Annotated in this window: 19 protein-coding genes; 6 read left to right on the top strand and 13 right to left on the bottom strand. The window is 41.0% G+C overall.

Translation table 11 applies throughout. The features are described from left to right. The 8 genes from PSM_RS10275 to pspA all read right to left on the bottom strand — a co-directional run bounded on the left by PSM_RS10275 (position 1) and on the right by pspA (position 6,598). Positions 1-345 (bottom strand): 4a-hydroxytetrahydrobiopterin dehydratase, encoded by a 345-nt coding sequence (locus PSM_RS10275; protein ID WP_013465435.1) that lies wholly within the window; start codon positions 343-345, stop codon positions 1-3. 38 nt (positions 346-383) lie between these two features. Continuing rightward, positions 384-1,181 (bottom strand): phenylalanine 4-monooxygenase, encoded by a 798-nt coding sequence (gene phhA / locus PSM_RS10280; RefSeq protein WP_013465436.1) that lies wholly within the window; start codon positions 1,179-1,181, stop codon positions 384-386. A gap of 238 nt (positions 1,182-1,419) precedes the next feature. Then, positions 1,420-2,601: a methionine gamma-lyase gene (gene megL, locus PSM_RS10285; protein ID WP_013465437.1), complete on the bottom strand. Its 1,182-nt coding sequence runs from the start codon at positions 2,599-2,601 to the stop codon at positions 1,420-1,422. A gap of 135 nt (positions 2,602-2,736) precedes the next feature. Next, on the bottom strand, positions 2,737-3,765 hold the full coding sequence (locus PSM_RS10290) for a TIGR01620 family protein (protein ID WP_013465438.1): 1,029 nt from the start codon (positions 3,763-3,765) through the stop codon (positions 2,737-2,739). Next, positions 3,762-5,180, bottom strand: coding sequence for a YcjX family protein (locus tag PSM_RS10295; protein ID WP_013465439.1), 1,419 nt, complete (start codon positions 5,178-5,180; stop codon positions 3,762-3,764). The genes PSM_RS10290 and PSM_RS10295 overlap by 4 nt, the downstream gene beginning before the upstream one ends. 63 nt (positions 5,181-5,243) lie before the next feature. After that, positions 5,244-5,642 (bottom strand): envelope stress response membrane protein PspC, encoded by a 399-nt coding sequence (gene pspC / locus PSM_RS10300; RefSeq protein WP_013465440.1) that lies wholly within the window; start codon positions 5,640-5,642, stop codon positions 5,244-5,246. Continuing rightward, entirely contained in the window at positions 5,639-5,872 is a 234-nt protein-coding gene (gene pspB, locus PSM_RS10305; RefSeq protein WP_008111014.1) for an envelope stress response membrane protein PspB, read from the bottom strand. The genes pspC and pspB overlap by 4 nt, the downstream gene beginning before the upstream one ends. A gap of 66 nt (positions 5,873-5,938) precedes the next feature. Further along, a complete protein-coding gene (pspA, locus tag PSM_RS10310; RefSeq protein WP_016899278.1) occupies positions 5,939-6,598 on the bottom strand; it encodes a phage shock protein PspA in 660 nt (219 codons plus the stop codon). Positions 6,599-6,784: 186 nt separating this feature from the next. On the opposite strand from pspA, the gene pspF reads away from it, so the two are divergent. The 6 genes from pspF to PSM_RS10340 are packed head-to-tail and all read left to right on the top strand — an operon-like array spanning position 6,785 to position 13,136. Further along, the gene (gene pspF, locus PSM_RS10315) at positions 6,785-7,846 is read left to right on the top strand and encodes a phage shock protein operon transcriptional activator (RefSeq protein ID WP_013465442.1); all 1,062 of its coding nucleotides are present in this window, start codon (positions 6,785-6,787) and stop codon (positions 7,844-7,846) included. 14 nt (positions 7,847-7,860) lie between these two features. Then, entirely contained in the window at positions 7,861-9,468 is a 1,608-nt protein-coding gene (locus PSM_RS10320) for an ABC transporter substrate-binding protein (RefSeq protein WP_013465443.1), read from the top strand. Beyond that, positions 9,468-10,502, top strand: a complete 1,035-nt coding sequence (locus PSM_RS10325; RefSeq protein ID WP_013465444.1) for an ABC transporter permease subunit — start codon at positions 9,468-9,470, stop codon at positions 10,500-10,502. Before PSM_RS10320 ends, PSM_RS10325 begins: the two co-directional genes overlap by 1 nt. Continuing rightward, the gene (locus tag PSM_RS10330; protein WP_013465445.1) at positions 10,489-11,382 is read left to right on the top strand and encodes an ABC transporter permease subunit; all 894 of its coding nucleotides are present in this window, start codon (positions 10,489-10,491) and stop codon (positions 11,380-11,382) included. The genes PSM_RS10325 and PSM_RS10330 overlap by 14 nt, the downstream gene beginning before the upstream one ends. Next, positions 11,383-12,375 (top strand): peptide ABC transporter ATP-binding protein, encoded by a 993-nt coding sequence (locus tag PSM_RS10335; RefSeq protein ID WP_008111028.1) that lies wholly within the window; start codon positions 11,383-11,385, stop codon positions 12,373-12,375. Next, positions 12,375-13,136, top strand: coding sequence for an ATP-binding cassette domain-containing protein (locus tag PSM_RS10340; protein WP_013465446.1), 762 nt, complete (start codon positions 12,375-12,377; stop codon positions 13,134-13,136). Before PSM_RS10335 ends, PSM_RS10340 begins: the two co-directional genes overlap by 1 nt. Before the next feature lie 51 nt (positions 13,137-13,187). On the opposite strand, the gene ppiD is transcribed toward PSM_RS10340, so the two are convergent. From ppiD to clpP, 5 genes are all read right to left on the bottom strand, one after another. Continuing rightward, positions 13,188-15,089 (bottom strand): peptidylprolyl isomerase, encoded by a 1,902-nt coding sequence (gene ppiD, locus PSM_RS10345; protein WP_013465447.1) that lies wholly within the window; start codon positions 15,087-15,089, stop codon positions 13,188-13,190. Between the two features lie 174 nt (positions 15,090-15,263). Next, positions 15,264-15,563 (bottom strand): HU family DNA-binding protein, encoded by a 300-nt coding sequence (locus tag PSM_RS10350; protein WP_256872136.1) that lies wholly within the window; start codon positions 15,561-15,563, stop codon positions 15,264-15,266. Between the two features lie 184 nt (positions 15,564-15,747). Further along, positions 15,748-18,108: an endopeptidase La gene (lon, locus tag PSM_RS10355; protein WP_013465448.1), complete on the bottom strand. Its 2,361-nt coding sequence runs from the start codon at positions 18,106-18,108 to the stop codon at positions 15,748-15,750. Positions 18,109-18,257: 149 nt separating this feature from the next. Next, the gene (clpX, locus tag PSM_RS10360) at positions 18,258-19,541 is read right to left on the bottom strand and encodes an ATP-dependent protease ATP-binding subunit ClpX (protein ID WP_013465449.1); all 1,284 of its coding nucleotides are present in this window, start codon (positions 19,539-19,541) and stop codon (positions 18,258-18,260) included. Between the two features lie 131 nt (positions 19,542-19,672). Continuing rightward, positions 19,673-20,290, bottom strand: coding sequence for an ATP-dependent Clp endopeptidase proteolytic subunit ClpP (gene clpP, locus PSM_RS10365; protein ID WP_013465450.1), 618 nt, complete (start codon positions 20,288-20,290; stop codon positions 19,673-19,675). Between the last annotated feature and the right edge of the window lie 28 nt (positions 20,291-20,318).

A 20,318-nucleotide genomic window follows, 5' to 3' on the forward strand; every position in this document is an offset into this window, starting at 1 on the left:
TTACAGCGCGTTAAATACATCGTCTGTTTTAGCAGCACAAATAAAATCGTTTTTATGCAAACCTTTAATTGAATGGCTCCACCAAGTAACAGTTACTTTACCCCATTCGGTTAATAGACCAGGGTGATGGCCTTCGTCTTCAGCCATATCGCCAACTTTATTAGTAAATGCAATGGCCTGCTTAAAGTTTTTAAACTTATAAACGCGCTCTAATTGCATAATACCGTCGCGTACTTCCGGCACCCAATCAGGGATTTTTTTAATTAATTCAGCCAATTCTGCATCTGATACTTTTGGAGCATCTGCATGACAGGCTTCACATTTTTGTTCACTTAATGAAGACATTTTAAATCCTTAATTCTAGTGTTACTTTTATTAAAAAACTAACTAGCTAATTTTTCTTTTGGGGGAAATTTCGGCTCGTGTAAACCAAGCGCCTTAGCTTGCTCAACTAAAGTCATTATATCCATTTGCGATATTTCAAACAGATCATGAATCGAATTAATGGTGTAGTACAGCGGCTGCATAATATCAATACGGTATGGCGTGCGCAGCACATCTAGCACATTCATTGGATTAATTTCTGGTGTATCAGAGTACACGTATTGGGTTTCTCCTGGGCTTGATAAAATACCGCCCCCGTATATACGCAATCCTTTTTCAGTTTGCATCAAACCAAATTCGACCGTAAACCAATACATGCGCGCTAAATAAACGCGGTCTTTTTTCTCTGCCGCGTAACCTAGTTGCCCGTACTTATGCGTAAATTCAGCAAAGTCAGGATTTGTTAGCATGGCACAGTGGCCGAATATTTCATGAAAAATATCGGGCTCTTGTAAATAATCAAATTCTTCACGGCTACGAATAAACGTAGCAACAGGAAACTGCTTGTTGGCCAGTAGTCTAAAAAACTCATCAAAGTCGATAAGTGCAGGTACAGGTGCTACTTGCCAACCTGTTGTTGCCAATAGCACTTCGTTTAGCTCACTTAGCTGTGGAATACGATCATGCGGTAGATTAATTTTTTTTAACCCTTCCATGTACTCGTCACAGGCTTTGCCTTCAATGCACGCAAGTTGGCGTGCTACAAGCTCAGACCAAATTTTATTTTCTTCATCGCTCCAATGTATAACGCCATTTTCATCTGGTGTTTTAGAGGTGTAATTACTTGCTTTAGCCATAAATACCTTCTTTGGGTTTAAACCCTAAATCGGTGTCAAAATAATAGCCACGTGCTCGGCTATTCGATGTAGACATACTATGCAAAAGTGAACAAAAGTTTAATAGCTTGACTCAGATCAATACTTTCGCAGATCGCACAGATCGTAAATTTATAATTACACCAGAGCAAAGATAAAAACACACCCCATATTTAACAGCACTTACAGATCAAAATAACTGTAAACAATAAATTACACGTTACGATATTTTAGTAAATGCTTGGTTGAGATCGTTAATAATATCATTAACATCTTCAAGCCCAACAGATAAGCGAATTAAACCATCACTAATTCCGGCTGCTAATCTTTCTTCCGGTGTGTAAGGCGAATGGGTCATCGATGCAGGGTGTTGAATAAGTGTTTCGGCATCGCCTAAGCTAACCGCTAAAGTACATAGCTTCATGCTATCAATAAACTGCTCACCGTCGGTTAAACTCCCTTTAATTTCAAAAGCAATAACACCGCCAGCAGCTTTCATTTGCTTACCAATAAACCGATAACCTGGGTGCGACTTCAGTCCCGGATAGTACACTTTACTCACTTGAGGGTGAGCCTCTAAATATTCAGCAATTGTTTGCGCACTCTGACAATGACGCTCTACCCGTATAGCTAATGTTTTTAAACCTCGATTAATTAACCATGCATCGTGTGGGCTAATCGTCGCGCCTATATCTTTTAACACCGTCATTTTAATATGTGTAATGTGCTCAAGGGATCCACACACAATACCTGCGACTACATCGCCGTGACCATTTAAATACTTGGTAGCACTGTGCATAATAATATCGATGCCGTATTGTTTAGGTGACTGTAGCAGCGGCGTTAAAAAGGTATTGTCGACCACACTTATTAAATTATGCTGTTTTGCTACATTACCAATAAGTGCTAAATCAATAACAGCCATCGTTGGGTTTATCGGGGTTTCTGCAAATATCATTTTTGAGTTTGGCTTTATTGCAGCACGTAACTCATCTTCATTGGTCATATCCACAAAGGTGACTTCAATGCCCCAACGCAGCAACATATGCGCAAAAAAAGCAAAGGTGCAACCATAAAGCGCACTCGATGCAACTAAGTGATCGCCTTGTGATAAAAAGCTCAGTACCGAAGCCGATACCGCTCCCATACCTGTAGCCGTTGCCGCTGCAGCCTCACAGCCCTCTAATTGCGCCACTTTTTGTTCAAGTTCAGTGGTGGTAGGGTTACCCAAACGCGTATAAATATAACCTGGCTCATCGCCAGCAAACCGTGCAGCACCCTGCGCAGCATTTTCAAAATGAAATGTCGATGTTTGGTATAATGGCGAGGTTAATGCGCCATGGGGATCATTGGCTTTTTGTGGGCCATGAATACATTGGGTGTGTGGATGATGCTTGCTCATTGTGTGCTCTCGTTTTTATTATGTGTGTCAATTACATAAATAAAACGCACCGCACTTTAAATCACAAGCATGCCGGATGCTCAGATGGCTATTTGTGCAAACTTTACTCAAAAAGCTGTACACAAATATTGCCAACTATTTACTCTCCGCTCTCTTAGTGCGACTCATAATTTTACTCGCAATCCCTTGAACAGTGCCTTTTAACAAGCTGCGTTTATTTTCAAGACGCGGTAAGGGTCGGCTTAATTCCATGGCTTTATAGCCTATACGTGCTGTAAATATACCCGCACTGACGCCTTGCGCGGCTCGCCCTGAAAGTTTGCCTAATAGCTCAGCACTAAGTGCCGTGGCAGCTAAATCAGATACAAGCTCTGCACTACCTACAAACATGACTTGTTTTAACAGCATTCGATAGAGTTTAATACGACTGGCGTAACCAAAACCAATGCCATAAATTTTACCTATTTGTTCAATTAATTTTGTACCGCGCCATAACACCGCTATCATATCCACCAGCGCAAGAGGGCTTAATGCGACTAATAAGGCTGACTCTGTTGCAAAGCGGTTTATAAGCTTTTTAGCTTGGGTGTCTTGCGTTACCAGTAGGCTATTAGCGTAAAGTGTCATTATTTCTTTATCACTATGGTGCGTAGCAACTTGGTTTTTAAAGTTTTCAAAATTGTCTAACTGCTGGTGCTTGTTCAATTTTTCAAGCCAAGGGAGTGCACCACCCACTTGCTCACTGTTTAATAGCCTATCGGCTTCATGGCGATGCAGCTGATTACGCTTTAAACTGCGCAACATCCGATACTCTCGCCATAACAATCTTGTTATTAATAGCAGAGCGCTTACCACGGCGGTTAAATAAACACTGCCCAAAATAAGCGATTGCTGATAAGCAAGCACAATAGAAAACCCAAACTCTAGCAGTACTAAAATAATAAAGCTGAGCGCAAACAAGCCTTTGAGCGTTTGCCATTTTGACTTTTTATACACCGGCTCTAAATCAACTTCAGGCTCAAGCGCATCATCCTCAAGCTCAGAGGTGTAATCACTTTGTCCGTGTTCAATAATTTTAGCAGGTGTTAACGCAGGCTCGTTTTGCTCAATACTTTGTGCACTAATACGACGCCCTGCTTGAAAGCGTTGCGTTGACTCACTCATGTTAATTTATCTCCTAGCAAGTACTGCATCACATGATCTAATCGAATATGTTTAAGTTGTTTGTCGGGGCTTGGCATCGGCGAAAATGACAAAAATTCAAACCCTTGCGCTGGCCACTCACTTTTATTAAGCATTCTACTTGGCGGCTCTGGTGGTAAATAAGTCAGCCACTCATGCTCATTTAAAGGTTTACCGTAAACGCAATCAAGGGTTTGACCTTTATCAACCACTTGGCGAGGTTGGGTTGCGGTAATTGATGACATAGCCATAGTTTCAATTTGTACACCGTCAAACTTTAAATGATTACTTTGCTCTTTGACCAGCGAGTCTAGTAACAAGGCTAACGCTTTATGATGCTTAGCACTGATGTGATCTGACTTATTAGCAGCAAACAATATTTTATCAATATTCGGTTTGAATAAACGTTTAAAAAAGCCAGACTCCCCATAACTAAAATGTGCCAACAATTGATTAATAACACGGCTTTGCTCATGCAACGTTTCATGGCCTTCATTTAATGCACTGAGTACATCAACCAACACAATTTGGCGGTCAAAATGACGAAAATGCTCATTATAAAATGGCTTAACGACTTCTTTCACGTAAGCATTAAAACGTTTAATTAAATGCGCTAAATTAGAACCGGCCACCACATCGTCTTTCATTTTTTCAGGATTAATTGGAAAAAATAACAATAACGGCGCACCTTGCAAGTCGCCTGGCATTAACATTCGCCCGGGTTGTAACATCGCAAGTTTGGTGTCTTTTTTTAGCCCTACTAGCATGCGTTGATAAAGTTGTGCAATGTTAGCAAGCTCACTTTCATCCACAGGCGCATGTAAATCAAGTTGCTCTACGGCGTGTAAAAAATCGCCTGAGGTAGCGCTGCGAGGAGACTGATTTAATAATGGGTATTGCTGTTCACACCACGCAGTATAGCTTTGTTCAAGCATAGGTAAATCGAGCAGCCATTCGCCTGGATAGTCAATAATATCAAGGTATAACGTTGATTGCGGTGAAAAATGACCTCGCAGACCCGCATTACTTTGGTATTTAATCGCCAAGCGCAGGGTATTTATTCGCTCTGTAGACGCCGGCCATGCAGGATCACCTTCCATTGGCAGTAAAGCATTTATTGCACGGTTATAGTCAAAGGTGGGCACGTTTAATGCCTCTTGCGGCACAATTTTAGTGGCAATATGACGATGCTCGCGCATCACATCAAAAAAAGGTAAGTTGTTGTCATTCGCCTGAGAGGTTAAGTGCTTAACTAACGCACTGATAAACGCGGTTTTACCACTGCCGCTCAACCCCGTTACGGCAAGCTTAACATGTTGGTCTAAACTACGGTGCAGGGCTTTTTGTGCTTTGCCTTTAAAGGTTTTAAAGGTCTTTTTTGCAAATGATTGGCTCATAAAGTGTTTTGCACCCTATCTGCCGTAATTGTTCACGTTACAAACAAGGTGCTTATCAATCCTTTAAAGTTTATTAATTTCACGACTGACCGTAAATTCGCTTGAGGTAACGTAACGTTCCATCTCTTGTAAGCGAACATCAACACGTGTTAAACGCTCTTTTAAGTCTTGTAATGCACGACGAGGTGGCTCGCCCTTTTGCCATACTTTAAACTTAACTTCCAGTGGGTCATCACTATAAGTTGAATGCGTTTTATGTGTTGCAGCAGGCTTTTTATCTAAAATAAACCATGCTGCAATGTACGCTACCACAAATAATGGGCCACCGGTTAGTAGTACCGCACTAACAAATATAATGCGAACTAACCATAACTCCATATTAAAGTAGTCACTTAAACCGGCACATACGCCAGCTATTTTGCCGCGTTGTGGGTCTCTGAATAATTCGCGTTTAGTGTTCATACTTTTTGTCTCCACTGAGGTGACTCTTGATCAAGCAACGCTTCTAATGTTTCAACTCTATCAGCCATTTTTTCAGCTTTTTGTGCAAGCTCCAATAATTGGCGATGCTCATGCTCACTCAACCCTTGGCTTACTTGCTTTTTGCTACGGTAGTGTAAAATTAACCACAGTGGCGCAACAAAAATCATAAATAAGATAAAGGGGGCAACTAGTATCTCTGGATCAAACATAATCCTCTCCTGACAATCCGTATTCTATGTTGATGTCAGGGGCACGTGGCCCCTGATATTATCGTTTTATTTATTTGCGAGTTTCTTTTTAAGTTCAGCTAACTCGTCATCAATCTTTTCATTCTTTTGTAAGTCTGCAATTTCATCAGCTAACGTTTGTTTACCTAAATCATAAGACTCTATTTGAGATTCTAGCCCATCAATTTTGGTTTCGTAACGTTCAAAGCGATTAAGTGCATCCTCTACTTTAGAACTATCAAGCGCTTTTTTAACTTCAAGGCGCGACTCAGCCGAGCGTTGACGTAAAATAATCGCTTTTTGACGTGCCTTAGCATCTGCTAGCTTTTCTTGTAGCGTAGTTACCTCTTGTTGTAGCTTCTCAATATGAGACTCGACATGGTCAAGTTCACTTTCTACCGCAGCAACTGCGTCGGCTGATTTTTGCTTTTCAAGTAATGCTGAGCGTGCTAAATCGTCACGATCTTTGCTCAGTGCCAATTCGGCTTTGTCTTGCCAATCGTTTACTTGGGCTTTTAGTGTGTCTACGCGACGTACTAATTCTTTTTTCTCAGCGAGTGTTTTTGCTGATGTAGAGCGTACCTCTACCAGTGTATCTTCCATCTCTTGGATAATAAGACGAACCATTTTTTCAGGGTCTTCTGCTTTATCTAAAATGGCATTGATATTAGAATTAACAATGTCTGCAAAACGTGAAAAAATTCCCATAACATATACCTCTATTATTTAATCTAAATGTGTCTGCTTTTATTAGTATCAATATGCTTGCCAACTTTTTTAATTTTAAAATAGCAATAAATTTCAAATAGTTAAATCCAAATTACAAATTGCTTTTGTTATCAATCATAATGAAATACACTAACTGTTAGTAAAAATGACTAAGAGTTAGGAAATATGAGTCAATATCGCCAACAGGATAATTTGCTCGGCCAATCAGACAGCTTTTTATCGGTTCTTGATCAGGTATCGCAGCTAGCAAACCTAGATAAACCCGTACTTATTATTGGCGAACGTGGTACCGGTAAAGAGCTTATTGCAGCACGTTTACACTTTTTATCCAAGCGCTGGGATCAAAGTTACGTCAAACTTAACTGTGCGGCATTAAACGAAAATCTACTCGAAAGTGAATTATTTGGCCATGAAAGTGGTGCATTTACTGGCGCAAGTAAACGCCATGAAGGCCGATTTGAGCGGGCTAATAGCGGCACCTTATTTTTAGATGAGTTGGCAAATACTTCTGCCCTAGTGCAAGAAAAGCTATTAAGGGTAATTGAGTATGGTGAGTTTGAGCGTGTTGGCGGCAAACAAACGGTTAAAGTAGATACGCGCTTAGTCTGTGCGACCAATGAAGACTTACCGCATTTAGCGCAGCAAGGTGAATTTAGAAGCGATTTACTCGATAGGCTCGCATTTGATGTGATCACTCTACCGCCACTGCGCGAACGCCAAGACGATATTATGTTACTGGCTGAGCAATTTGCAATGAATATGGCACGCGACTTAGAGTGGGAGTTATTTAGTGGCTTTACTCGCAATGCACAAGAAAGTTTACTCAGTTATGAGTGGCCGGGTAATGTGCGTGAGCTTAAAAATGTGGTGGAGCGAAGTCTGTATCGCCACGGCAATGAACACATCCCTGTGCATAAAATTATTCTAGACCCATTCGAAAGCCGCTTTAGACCTAAAGCACGTATTAAACATACACAAGCCCCTGTTGCTGTGCAAAATGAAGTTGTTAACACCCAGCCCATAGAAGCGCCTGTAACACCGAGTTTGAGTAACGCAGAACCTGAGTTTCCTTGTGACTTAAAAACACTCTCTAATGAATTTGAGATCACATTAATAAAAAAAGCATTAGAACATAGCCAATTTAATCAAAAGAAGACTGCAGAAGTACTTGGTTTAACGTATCATCAATTACGTGGTTATTTGAAAAAATACAATTTGCTGGAATAGTAGAGGTTGTGCGGGTGCATAAATTATTACTTGCTTTATTATCATTGAGTTTAGTAGGTTGCATTGATAGTAAAGAAGAAATCTTAGAAGAAAAAAACCAAGGCCTCGTTTATTGCGCTGAGGCAAATCCTGTGTCGTTCAATCCACAAGTCACAACCACAGGATCAACCATCGATATTATTGCTAACCAGTTGTACGACCGGTTAATTAGTATTGACCCTGTGACTGCTGAATTTAAAAGCGAACTAGCCACCGACTGGAAAATTAGCAAAGACGGTAAGTCTGTCACTTTTACTCTGCGTAAAGGTGTTAAATTTCATACCACCGCGTATTTTACCCCAACACGCGAATTTAACGCTGATGATGTCATTTTCACTTTCAGTCGTTTATTTGATGTATACAACCCCTATCACTTTGTCGGTGATGCGAATTACCCCTACTTTCAAAGTGTGGGTATTGACCAACTTATTCGTAAAATTGTCAGGGTGTCTGATCACCAAGTTCGGTTTGAATTATTTAACGCAGAAAGCAGTTTTTTAGCGAATATGGCGACCGATTTCGCCGTGGTGCTCTCTAAAGAATATGCCATGGCGCTCAAAGCCAACAACCAAGAAAACCTATTTGATCAATATCCAGTTGGCACCGGTCCTTATATTTACAAAGAATACCGACGAGACCATTTAGTACGCTTTTATAAAAACGCTGACTATTGGAAACATGAGGTGGCACTTGAGCAGTTGGTGTACGACATTACCCCTAATGGCACCACGCGTATTGCTAAAATTCTTACCAAAGAGTGCGACGTAACTGCGCATCCTAGCAGTGCACAGTTGAGTATTTTAGCTCAGCGAGATGATATTAACGTTGAAAGAGAAACCAACTTAAACATAGGTTATTGGGCATTTAATACCGAACGCCCTCCGTTTGATAACTTAAAAGTACGCCAAGCCTTAGTGCATGCCATTGATATAGAAAAAATAATGCAGGCAGTTTACTACGGTAATGGACTTCGTGCGCGGTCAATATTACCACCCACGTCGTGGGCGTTTGAACCACAAAAGAACATGCCAATTTTCGACCCACAACTGGCAAAAAAACTATTAACTGAAGCCGGTTATGAAAAAGGGTTTGATATGAGCATTTGGGCTATGCCTGTCAGCCGTATTTATAACCCCAATGCACGAAAAATGGCAGAGCTGATGCAAAGCGATTTACGCAAAATTGGCGTTAACGTTAATATTGTCGAATATGAGTGGAACACCTTTATTCAACGCATAGGCGAGCACCGTCACGACAGTGTATTATTAGGTTGGGCAGCAGATACGCCTGATCCTGATAACTTTTTTAGCCCGTTACTTAGCTGCACCGCGACCTTCAGTGGCAAAAACCCAGCGAACTGGTGTAATCCTGAATTTGATTTACTGTTAACTAAAGCTCTCGATACGACCGATTTAAACTTACGTAAACAATATTACGACGCTGCACAAAGTATGATCATCGAACAATTACCCTTATACCCAATAGCCCACGGCATGCGTTTTCAGGCAAGTAGTGCTGATGTTGAGGGGATCACACTCGGGCCATTTGGCGCTATTTCATTGGCTAACGCGAGGAAGAAGTAATGTTATTCGATTATATTTTACGCCGCCTCGGATTGTTATTTTTCATGGTGTTATTACTGAGTATTTTTACTTTTTCGCTGAGCTACTTATTCCCTGGCGATCCACTGAGTAACTTAAGTGGCATACAAGACACTAACTTTACTCAAAATGCACAGCTAGAAGAAAAGTACCTGTTTAACAGTAACTACTTTATGCAGTACATTGCCTTTGTCGGGCGAATAGTACAAGGCGATTGGGGCGTGTCGTTTGCCTCAGGAGATAGTGTTTTTGCTCACGTGGTTGATTTAATTCCAGCGACCTTAGAGCTGAGTATTTATGCGTTAGTCATCTCGGTTGTGGTTGGCGTGCCTGTCGGGATTTTAGCATCGGCTTATCATAAACAATGGCCTGATAAATTAATTAGCTCAACAGCTATGGTTGGCTATTCTATGCCTATTTTTTGGCTCGCGTTATTACTAATTATGGTTTTTTCGCTCAAACTTGGTTGGTTTCCTATGTCGGGGCGAGTGAGCTTATTGTATGAAATACCTGCCAGTACGGGGTTTATCTTACTGGATATTTTACTAGCTGATTTTCCCTACAATGGCATGGCAATGCTTGATGCACTGCATCACCTAACGTTACCCACCATTGTACTGGCTATGTATCCGACTACTGTATTGGTGCGCTTTACTCGCGAATCAATGTTAAAAGTAATGGATCAAAACTTTATCAAAACAGCTCGCGCCAAAGGCCTTAACCGTGGACAGCTTATTATTCATCACGCCCTGAGAAATGCATTACTGCCAGTCATAAAGCAAATAGGTTTGCAATTTAGCACCTTAATCACCCTTGCTATGATCACCGAGGTTATTTTTTCATGGCCGGGGATTGGCCGTTGGTTAATAGACAGTATTTATCAACGTGACTACCCTGCCATACAAGGGGGGTTAATGGCCGTTTCTTTTTTTATTATTATTGCCACAATTATAGCTGAACTAACATACACCCTACTCGATCCTCTGTCTCGGAACCAAGCGCATGGCAAAGTTTAATTTATTTTCAGAAGATTCAAATAAATCGCCATTAGCGAGACTATGGCGCAAATTTAAAAATAACCATCCTGCTTTGGTGGGTTTATGGGTGTTTATTGCCTTTAGTATATTAGCTGCAACAGCGCCGTTTCTTGCGCCCTATGGAGTAAACCAACAGCACAGTAATGCACTACTGCTGCCACCTTCATGGAATGAAATGGGCGATGTGCGGTTTATTTTAGGCACCGATGACTTAGGCCGAGATGTGCTTTCACGCTTAATGAATGGCGCGACTTATACATTTGGCTTGTCGGTCGTGGCTGCACTAATTACCACCATAATTGGTGTGTTAGTCGGTACATTTGCTGGTATTAGCAAAGGCATACGCTCTAGCTTTTTGAACCATTTACTTGATGTAACCTTGTCTATCCCCTCATTATTATTGGCCATTATTATTATTGCCATACTCGGTCCTGGATTAATGAATACCGTTTGGGCAATTATTTTAGCGCTGTTACCACAGTTTATTCATTCCATTAGAAACCTAATCGTTGATGAGCTGGGTAAAGATTATGTCACAGCGTATCGGCTCGATGGGGCCTCTAAGTGGCATATTTTATCGCGTGGTATTTTTCCTAATGTGTATGAATATATTGTGGTTATTTTTACTATGGCACTTTCTACTGCTATTTTAGACATTGCTGCGCTAGGGTTTTTAAAACTTGGCGCACAGCCGCCGACCACTGAATGGGGTGCTATTTTGGCCGAAAACTTAGGGCTTATTTATTTAGCGCCATGGACGGTGGCTCTTCCGGGTGTACTGCTATTTTTAGCCGTTCTTTCAACAAACTTGGTGGGCGATGGACTTCGCAAAGTTTTACAAGCGCGTAAGGCAGATTAAATGCATTTACTAGATATTCGAAATTTAACCATAGAGCTGCAAACGTCTGAAACTGCTATTCGCGCTGTTGACCGAGTAAGTTTTAGTTTAAAAGAAGGTGAAGTACACGCCTTAGTGGGAGAATCCGGCTCAGGAAAAAGCTTAATTGCAAAAGCCATTGTAGGCGTACTTAACGAACGCTGGGTTATAACCGCCGATAGAATGCATTGGCGCGGTGTCGATTTAATGCGCCTCACACCAGAGCAGCGCCGTAAAACCGTCAGCCAAGACATTGCAATGATTTACCAAGATCCAAGTCGCTGCCTTGACCCTACTGCAAAAATATTTAACCAAATCGCTGAAACACTGCCTGAAGTGGCCGCCAAAGGGTTTTTCTTAAAACGCAACCGAGAGCGTAAAGATCGTGTAAAAGCACTGATACACAAAGTGGGCATTAAAAATCATGAAGCCGTGCTTGATAGCTACCCTCATGAACTCTCTGAAGGCGTTTGTCAAAAAGTCATGATAGCCATGGCCATTGCGCGTACACCTAAATTGCTCATTGCTGATGAGCCAACAACCGCACTAGAAAGTACCACTCGTGCGCAGGTATTTCGATTATTAAAAAGTTTGAATCAGCTAAAGAATATGTCTATTTTGATGATTTCCCATGAGCTAGAAGAAATAGTAAATTGGTCACATGGTATTCATGTTTTGTATTGCGGACAAATGGTTGAAGCGGGTCCAACGCACCGTATTTTTAGCCAACCGCGTCATCCTTATACGCAGGCTTTATTAAAAAGCTTACCTGATTATGAGCACGGCTTAGCCCATAAAGAACCTTTTTATGCATTAAAAGGCACTATACCTACACTACAACATTTACCGATTGGTTGTCGTTTAGGACCGCGTTGCCCACAAGCACAAAAAGAGTGTGTGGTTGCCCCTAAACTCTCTAAACACCACGGCCATAGTTACGCGTGTCACTTTCCATTGATCAAGGAAGTAAAATAATGCAACCCTTGTTAAAAGTTCAAGCCTTGTCAAAAGCCTTTAACATGCGTGCAGGTTTATTTAGCCGTAAAAAATTTGATGTACTAAAAAACATCTCATTTAGTATTGGTAAAGGTGAAACGATTGCCATTATTGGTGAAACCGGCTCAGGAAAAAGCACCCTCGCTAAATTGTTAGTTGGCGCATACAGTGCAGACAGCGGACAAATATTATTAGAAAATAACACCATTGAAAACAACGGCCAGCGCGATGCTCAGTGCCGTTATATCCGAATGATTTTTCAAGACTCCGCCACCTCGTTAAACCCAGCACTAACCATTGCAGAAATGCTCGACGATTGCCTAAAATTTAATACCGATTTTGATAAAGATCAGCGCAGTGAAAAAATTGGCAGTACTTTACTTAAGGTCGGTTTGCTGGTTGATCACCAACAATACTATCCGCATATGTTTAGTATTGGGCAATTACAGCGTATAGCGCTCGCTCGCGCACTTATTTTAGATCCCAAGGTCGTTGTACTCGATGAGGCACTTTCGTCGCTTGACCCCTCTGTGAGGGCGCAAATAGTTAACCTATTACTTAAATTACAGCTCGAAACCGGTTTAACCTATATTTTGATCACCCATCACTTAAGTTTAGTGCGTCATATTAGCGACCAATTAGTCGTTCTCAATAAAGGTGAAATTGTTGAATACGGTCCCACTGAAGCTATTTTTCAAAGCCCACAGTCAAAGGTTACTCAACGCTTATTAAGCTGTTAATACAAAAACAAAAAAGGCGCCAATTGGCGCCTTTTATAGTTTAGCTATTACTTATTCAGCAGGTTGCGCTGCTTTTGGTACATTTAGTTCCGCTTGTTGCTTAAGCGACTCAATAAATACCGTATAGTTTTTCTGTGCTTGGGCCATCGTGATATTTTGCTTCATTTGTGGCTCAATGCTGTCACTTACAGGTGCATCCGTGACTGAGTTAAGCGCAACAATGGCAGCATCACCATTGTTTAAGTTAACTACATCATAAACTGCGCCATCACGTGGGTGCGCCATTTTAAATACTTGAGTAACAATAGCAGGCGAAACAGCAAAGCTTTCACGAGTAAGTTGCGACTCTTGACGAACACTTAGTGACTGCTCAGCAGCAACATCGTTTAAGCTCTTACCGTCTTTGATTTGTGCAAATAAGGTACGTGCTTTTTCTTTAGCAAGATCCGACGCTTTTTCGTTTTCTAAGCGTGTTTTAATTTGCTCGCTTACTTCGCTCAATGCTTTAGTTGCAGCCGGTTGATGCTCGTTAACACGAACCACAATCACGTGCTCATTACCTAGTTCGATTACTTCTGAGTTTACTTTATCTTCTAGTAATTCAACTGATGATAATGCGGTTATAACCGCAGGATTATTAAGCGGCTCAGGAAGCGCACTCAGTGCTAATAGCGGTGTAGATTGTACTTCAACACCCGCCACTTCAGCAGCATCGTCTAAGCGGTCAGAAATCTCAAATGCTAACGCACCCATTTCTGTTTGCTTCTCGTAAAACGCATCCACTTTTTCAGCTTGTTCAAGTTCAGCACGTAAGTCGGCTTTCACGGCATCGTAAGGTTTAACTTGCTGCGATTGAATGTCTGTAAGTTTAATGATGTGATAACCAAATTCAGAGGCTACTACATCAGAGTAATCACCTTTGTTTTGCAGTGCAAAAGCAGCATCTTCAAATGCAGGCTCCATGACATCACGTTCAATCCACTCTAGGTCACCACCCATTTCGGCGCTAACAATATCATCTGACGACGATTCAGCTAATTGTGCAAAATCAGCACCCGCATTAAGCTGTGCTAATAAAGACTCAGCTTTCGCTTTTGCCGCATCGTCATCTTCACTGTTATCAATTAAGATATGTGATACACGACGTTTTTCAGGCTCAACATATTGCGCTTTACTCTGCTCATAATATGCTTTTACGTCGTCTTCGCTTACCGATGCAACATCGATATCATCTGCATCTAACTCAATGTAATTAACTGAAATAAGCTCTGGCGATAAAAATTGCCCTGCATTTAATTCGTAATAATCAGCCACTTCTTGATCAGTAACGTCAACATCAGCCTGCATTGCTTGTTTATCAATGACTAAATAATCAATGCTGCGAGTTTGTTGTTGCAGTGCAATGGCTGATTTAAGCTCGTTTTGCAATGCAAAGTCAGTTCCTGCAACCGCTGACACTAACTGGCTACGTGTCATATCATCACGAAGGTACTCTCGAAATGAATCAGGTTGGAAGTTCATTTGACGAATCACTTGTAAGTAACGGTCGTTATTAAATTGATCGCCAATTTTAAAATAAGGAAGCTCTAAAATTGTTTGACGAATACTTTCATCACTCACACGCAGACCCAGCTCAGTCGCTAACTGGCTTTGTAATTCTTGTTGTACTAAACGGTCAATCACGCCTTGACGTATTTGAGCCATATAAGTTGGATCGGCTGCTATTTGGGTAAAATATTCACCAAATTGTTGTTCTAAGCGGCTACGTTCATTTTGAAACGCACGGCTAAATTCTGTTTGGCTAATTTTAATTCCATTTACTTCAGCAACGGGTTGTTCTGTGGTTTGACCTAAGTAACTACCGATCCCAGCTAAGGCAAAAGATAAAATCACCGCGCCTAAAATGACTTTGGCTACCGGCCCTTGCGAACCTTCTCTGATTTTCTCAAGCATTTGTTTATCTCTTTTCTGACCAAGGTCTTTTCTACCTTGTCATATGTAAAAAAAGCGTATCTTACCAGATACGCTTTTTCACTTGAAGTAACTGGCGGTGAAGTAACTTAATTCATCGATTAGAATAATTAAGCGTATTGTTCACTCGCCATAACTAATTTGTTTACACAGTGATTAGTTTACTGCGTCTTTAAGCGCTTTACCGGCTTTAAAAGCTGGGATGTTAGCAGCAGCAATTTGAATCGTTTCACCAGTTTGTGGGTTACGACCTGCACGAGCAGCACGCTCACGTACAGAGAAAGTACCAAAACCAACAAGTGCAACTGAGTCGCCATCTTTTAGCGCGCCAGATACAGATTCGATGAATGAATCTAGTGCACGACCTGCAGCCGCTTTAGAAATGTCAGCATCAGCTGCGATTTGATCGATTAATTGAGATTTATTCACAATATCATCCTCTTTCATTGTTGTTATCAAGAGCGATTGTTTTTTTTAAACTAACATCACTGTTTTGAAATTTCTGAGCATTTATTTAAAGCTCATATGATTATATTTTTCTTAAGCCTAGGCCCTGCAAGGGCTAGGCTTGAAAACCAGTGCTTAACTTATCATACCGTTTAGATTTGAAAAGCCCCTAAAAGCACTTTTTTTGGCTTTTTTACTGCTTTTTCGGTGTTTCGACTGAAAAACTATCAACTGGATGCACTAAAGCAAGCTTTAATACCTCATCAATCCATGTAACTGGGTGAATATCAAGACCCGCCAATACATTGTCAGGTATCTCTTTTAAGTCACGTTCGTTAATTTTTGGAATGATGACCGTTTTAATCCCACCACGGTGAGCCGCTAATAATTTCTCTTTTAAACCACCAATAGGCAATACTTCACCACGTAAGGTAATTTCACCTGTCATGGCTACATCAGAGCGCACCGCATTACCGGTTAAGCTTGAAACCAAACACGTTACCATTGCAATACCGGCACTTGGGCCATCTTTAGGTGTTGCACCCTCAGGTACGTGTACGTGAATATCGCGTTTTTCATAAAAGTCGCTATTAATACGCAGCTCATCAGCACGATTACGAACAACGGTCATTGCCGCTTGAATCGACTCTTGCATTACATCGCCTAACGAGCCGGTGTAAGTCAATTTGCCTTTACCTGGTACTGCAGCGCATTCAATCGTGAGTAAGTCACCGCCTACTTCTGTCCATGCAAGGCCTGTAACTTGGCCAATACGGTCGCCATCTTCTGCTTTACCATAATCAAAGCGTTGCACACCTAAGTACTCTTCAAGGTTATCTGCATCAATTGTCACTGTTTTAGTGTCTTTTTCGATTAAGATATTTTTAACCGCTTTACGACATAGCTTAGATACTTCACGCTCTAAATTACGCACGCCCGCTTCACGGGTGTAATAACGGATAATACCAATGATGGCACTGTCGGCAATTTCAACTTCTTTAGCTTTTAAACCATTACGCTTAATTTGCTTAGGAATTAAGTGCTCTTTAGCAATATTTAGCTTTTCGTCTTCGGTGTAACCCGATAATCGAATCACTTCCATGCGGTCTAATAAAGGACCTGGAATATTAAAGCTATTTGAGGTTGCAACAAACATCACATCAGATAAGTCGTAATCAACTTCTAAGTAATGGTCCGCAAAGTGACTGTTTTGCTCAGGATCCAATACTTCTAACAATGCTGATGCAGGGTCACCGCGCATATCCGCTGACATTTTGTCAATTTCATCTAACAAGAATAATGGGTTTTTAACGCCCACTTTAGTCATGTTTTGAATTAACTTACCAGGCATAGAGCCAATGTAAGTACGACGATGCCCACGAATCTCAGCCTCATCGCGTACGCCACCGAGTGCCATACGAACGTACTTACGACCCGTTGAACGCGCAATAGACTGTCCAAGTGATGTTTTACCTACACCTGGCGGTCCAACTAAACATAAGATTGGCCCTTTAAGTTTATTTGTGCGCTGTTGTACTGCGAGATACTCAATAATGCGCTCTTTGACTTTATCAAGGCCGTGGTGGTCGCTATCTAATATTTTTTGCGCGCCGGCTAAGTCTTTTTTCACCTTAGAGCGCTTTTTCCACGGTACGTTAATTAACGTATCTATGTATGAGCGAACAACACTGGCTTCTGCCGACATTGGCGACATCATCTTAAGCTTATTTAACTCAGCTGTGGCTTTTTCTTTCGCTTCTGATGGCATGCCAGACTCTTCAATGCGCTTTTTCAACGCTTCAAATTCATCCGGTACGTCATCAATTTCACCCAACTCTTTTTGAATCGCTTTCATTTGCTCATTGAGGTAATACTCACGCTGCGATTTTTCCATTTGCTTTTTAACGCGGGTGCGAATTTTCTTCTCAACTTGCAATAAGTCTATTTCACCTTCCATCAGCGCCATTAAGTACTCTAAACGTTCTGTAACGCTAGATATTTCAAGTACTTTTTGTTTTTCAGGCACTTTCAATGGCATATGTGCTGCCATAGTGTCAGCAAGACGCGCAGGCTCATCAATACCCGATACCGAGGTCATGACTTCAGGTGGGATTTTTTTATTTAATTTTACGTAGCCTTCAAACTGGCTTAATGCACTGCGAATAAAAATATCTTGTTCTTGTTCATTCACTGAATCAGATTCAATAAACTGTGCATTGGCAACAAAGAAGTCTTCGTTATCAACAAACTCTTCGATATTTGCACGCTGCGTGCCTTCAACTAATACTTTTACTGTACCATCGGGCAGCTTTAATAATTGAAGTACAGTCGCAATTGTCCCAACACGATAAATATCGTCTTTCTCAGGCTCATCTACAGTTGCATCTTTTTGTGCAACTAAGAAAATTTGTTTGTCTTTATCCATTGCCGCTTCAAGGCATTTTATTGATTTTTCACGGCCTACAAAAAGCGGGATCACCATGTGTGGATACACCACCACATCGCGCAGTGCTAGCACAGGGATTTCGACTCGATCGTTTCTCTCAAGCGTCATTGTATTTTCTCTTTGCACTTCATTTATTTAAAGATTACTCAAGTATATGGGGATAACCTAATTAAAGTTCAACAATTTTTGTTAACTCGATTAAATTAATTATAAAAAAAGGAGCCATTGGCTCCCTTTTTTTATGATTCGCTCAGAATTTAATCTGCCGCAGCATGTTCTTGATTACTGCTGTCATAAATTAAGATAGGATCAGACTCGCCTTTAATAACGGTTTCATCAACAACCACTTTGCTAACGTTATCAATTGAAGGCAGCTCATACATAGTATCAAGTAATACACCTTCTACGATTGAACGTAGGCCACGTGCACCGGTTTTACGTTCCATTGCTTTATGAGCAATAGCACGCAGTGCATCATCACGAAACTCAAGCTCAACATCTTCCATACCAAACAATACTGAAAACTGTTTAGTAATGGCATTTTTAGGCTCACTTAGAATTTGTACCAGCGCGGCTTCATCAAGTTCTGTCAGTGTTGCAACCACAGGTAAACGTCCAATAAACTCTGGAATTAAACCATATTTTACTAAATCTTCTGGCTCTACATCTTTAAATGTTTCACTCAAAGAACGGCTCGCCGCCGACTCTTTAACGTCAACACCAAAACCAATACCGGTGTTTTTGTGGCTACGCTGCTCAATAACTTTATCAAGACCAGCAAATGCACCACCACAAATAAACAGTATTTTAGAGGTGTCTACTTGCAGGAACTCTTGTTGTGGATGTTTACGTCCACCTTGTGGCGGAACAGAAGCCACTGTACCTTCAATCAGTTTAAGTAAGGCTTGTTGTACACCTTCACCTGATACATCACGTGTGATTGATGGGTTATCTGATTTACGAGAAATTTTGTCAATTTCATCAATGTAAACAATACCACGTTGTGCTTTTTCTACGTCATAGTCACATTTTTGTAAAAGCTTTTGAATAATGTTTTCAACATCTTCACCTACATAACCGGCTTCGGTTAGTGTAGTGGCATCGGCCATAGTAAACGGCACATCAAGTAAACGAGCTAACGTTTCAGCTAATAATGTTTTACCACTCCCGGTTGGGCCAATTAATAAAATATTACTTTTACCTAGTTCAACGTCTTGTTTAGTTGATTGATTGCGTAAACGCTTGTAGTGATTGTAAACCGCTACAGACAATACTTTCTTCGCATGGTCTTGACCAATAACGTAGTCGTCTAAGTGGTTACGAATTTCTTTTGGCACAGGTAATTTGTCAGCGGCATCATGCTTAGGCGCGATGTCTTTAATTTCTTCCCTGATAATATCATTACACAGCTCTACACATTCATCACAAACGTATACTGAAGGTCCTGCAATTAACTTTCGAACTTCATGCTGGCTTTTGCCACAAAAAGAGCAGTATAACAATTTATTACTTTTGTCGCCGTCTGTAGGAGTGTCAGACATTCAGCTACCTCATTTTATTACGTTGGCCACCAAAGTCTTGGTGGCTATTTTAATACGCTTTAACTATACCAAAATTTAGTGTTTTTCGCATAGTAACTCTCATTAGCAAGCATCACTGCTTGCAGGCATACTTACTTGCTACCGCGATTAGTAAATACTGAGTCAACAATACCGTAATCTACAGCTTGGCTTGCACTCATAAAATTGTCACGGTCTGTATCGCGTGAAACAACGTCAAGCGGTTGGCCAGTATGCTCAGCCATTAAGCGATTTAACTTGTCTTTAATAGACAGGATTTCTTTTGCGTGTATTTCAAAGTCAGACGCTTGACCTTGGAATCCACCTAACGGTTGGTGAATCATCACGCGTGAATTTGGTAAACAAAAACGTTTACCCTTCGCGCCACCAGACAGTAAAAATGCGCCCATGCTAGCCGCTTGGCCTACACAGATTGTGCTTACGTCTGGTTTAATGAAGTTCATTGTATCGTAAATAGCCATTCCCGCAGTGACAGAGCCACCCGGTGAATTGATATATAAGAAAATATCTTTCTCTGGGTTCTCTGATTCTAAAAATAGCATTTGCGCTAAGATCAGGTTTGCCATGTTGTCTTCAACTTGGCCCGTTAAAAAGATAATACGCTCTTTTAATAGTCTCGAATAAATATCAAACGAGCGCTCGCCTTTAGCTGTTTGCTCAACAACCATAGGGACTAATGCGTTTAGGGGATCTGTCATACCAGTGTTCATACTTATTTAATTCCTTATGCGCTTATAC

The sequence above is a fragment of the Pseudoalteromonas sp. SM9913 genome (assembly GCF_000184065.1).
GTDB classification, from domain to species: domain Bacteria; phylum Pseudomonadota; class Gammaproteobacteria; order Enterobacterales; family Alteromonadaceae; genus Pseudoalteromonas; species Pseudoalteromonas tetraodonis.

Bases quoted from the DNA above. Each gene is read 5' to 3' on its own strand.
- PSM_RS10335 (WP_008111028.1), top strand. From the start codon at position 11,383: ATGCATTTACTAGATATTCGAAATTTAACCATAGAGCTGCAAACGTCT.
- pspF (WP_013465442.1), top strand. From the start codon at position 6,785: ATGAGTCAATATCGCCAACAGGATAATTTGCTCGGCCAATCAGACAGC.
- pspB (WP_008111014.1), bottom strand. From the start codon at position 5,872: ATGTTTGATCCAGAGATACTAGTTGCCCCCTTTATCTTATTTATGATT.
- PSM_RS10325 (WP_013465444.1), top strand. From the start codon at position 9,468: ATGTTATTCGATTATATTTTACGCCGCCTCGGATTGTTATTTTTCATG.
- ppiD (WP_013465447.1), bottom strand. From the start codon at position 15,089: ATGCTTGAGAAAATCAGAGAAGGTTCGCAAGGGCCGGTAGCCAAAGTC.
- lon (WP_013465448.1), bottom strand. From the start codon at position 18,108: ATGACGCTTGAGAGAAACGATCGAGTCGAAATCCCTGTGCTAGCACTG.
- pspA (WP_016899278.1), bottom strand. From the start codon at position 6,598: ATGGGAATTTTTTCACGTTTTGCAGACATTGTTAATTCTAATATCAAT.
- phhA (WP_013465436.1), bottom strand. From the start codon at position 1,181: ATGGCTAAAGCAAGTAATTACACCTCTAAAACACCAGATGAAAATGGC.
- PSM_RS10330 (WP_013465445.1), top strand. From the start codon at position 10,489: ATGGCAAAGTTTAATTTATTTTCAGAAGATTCAAATAAATCGCCATTA.
- PSM_RS10290 (WP_013465438.1), bottom strand. From the start codon at position 3,765: ATGAGTGAGTCAACGCAACGCTTTCAAGCAGGGCGTCGTATTAGTGCA.
- PSM_RS10340 (WP_013465446.1), top strand. From the start codon at position 12,375: ATGCAACCCTTGTTAAAAGTTCAAGCCTTGTCAAAAGCCTTTAACATG.
- PSM_RS10275 (WP_013465435.1), bottom strand. From the start codon at position 345: ATGTCTTCATTAAGTGAACAAAAATGTGAAGCCTGTCATGCAGATGCT.
- clpX (WP_013465449.1), bottom strand. From the start codon at position 19,541: ATGTCTGACACTCCTACAGACGGCGACAAAAGTAATAAATTGTTATAC.
- PSM_RS10295 (WP_013465439.1), bottom strand. From the start codon at position 5,180: ATGAGCCAATCATTTGCAAAAAAGACCTTTAAAACCTTTAAAGGCAAA.
- clpP (WP_013465450.1), bottom strand. From the start codon at position 20,290: ATGAACACTGGTATGACAGATCCCCTAAACGCATTAGTCCCTATGGTT.
- megL (WP_013465437.1), bottom strand. From the start codon at position 2,601: ATGAGCAAGCATCATCCACACACCCAATGTATTCATGGCCCACAAAAA.
- pspC (WP_013465440.1), bottom strand. From the start codon at position 5,642: ATGAACACTAAACGCGAATTATTCAGAGACCCACAACGCGGCAAAATA.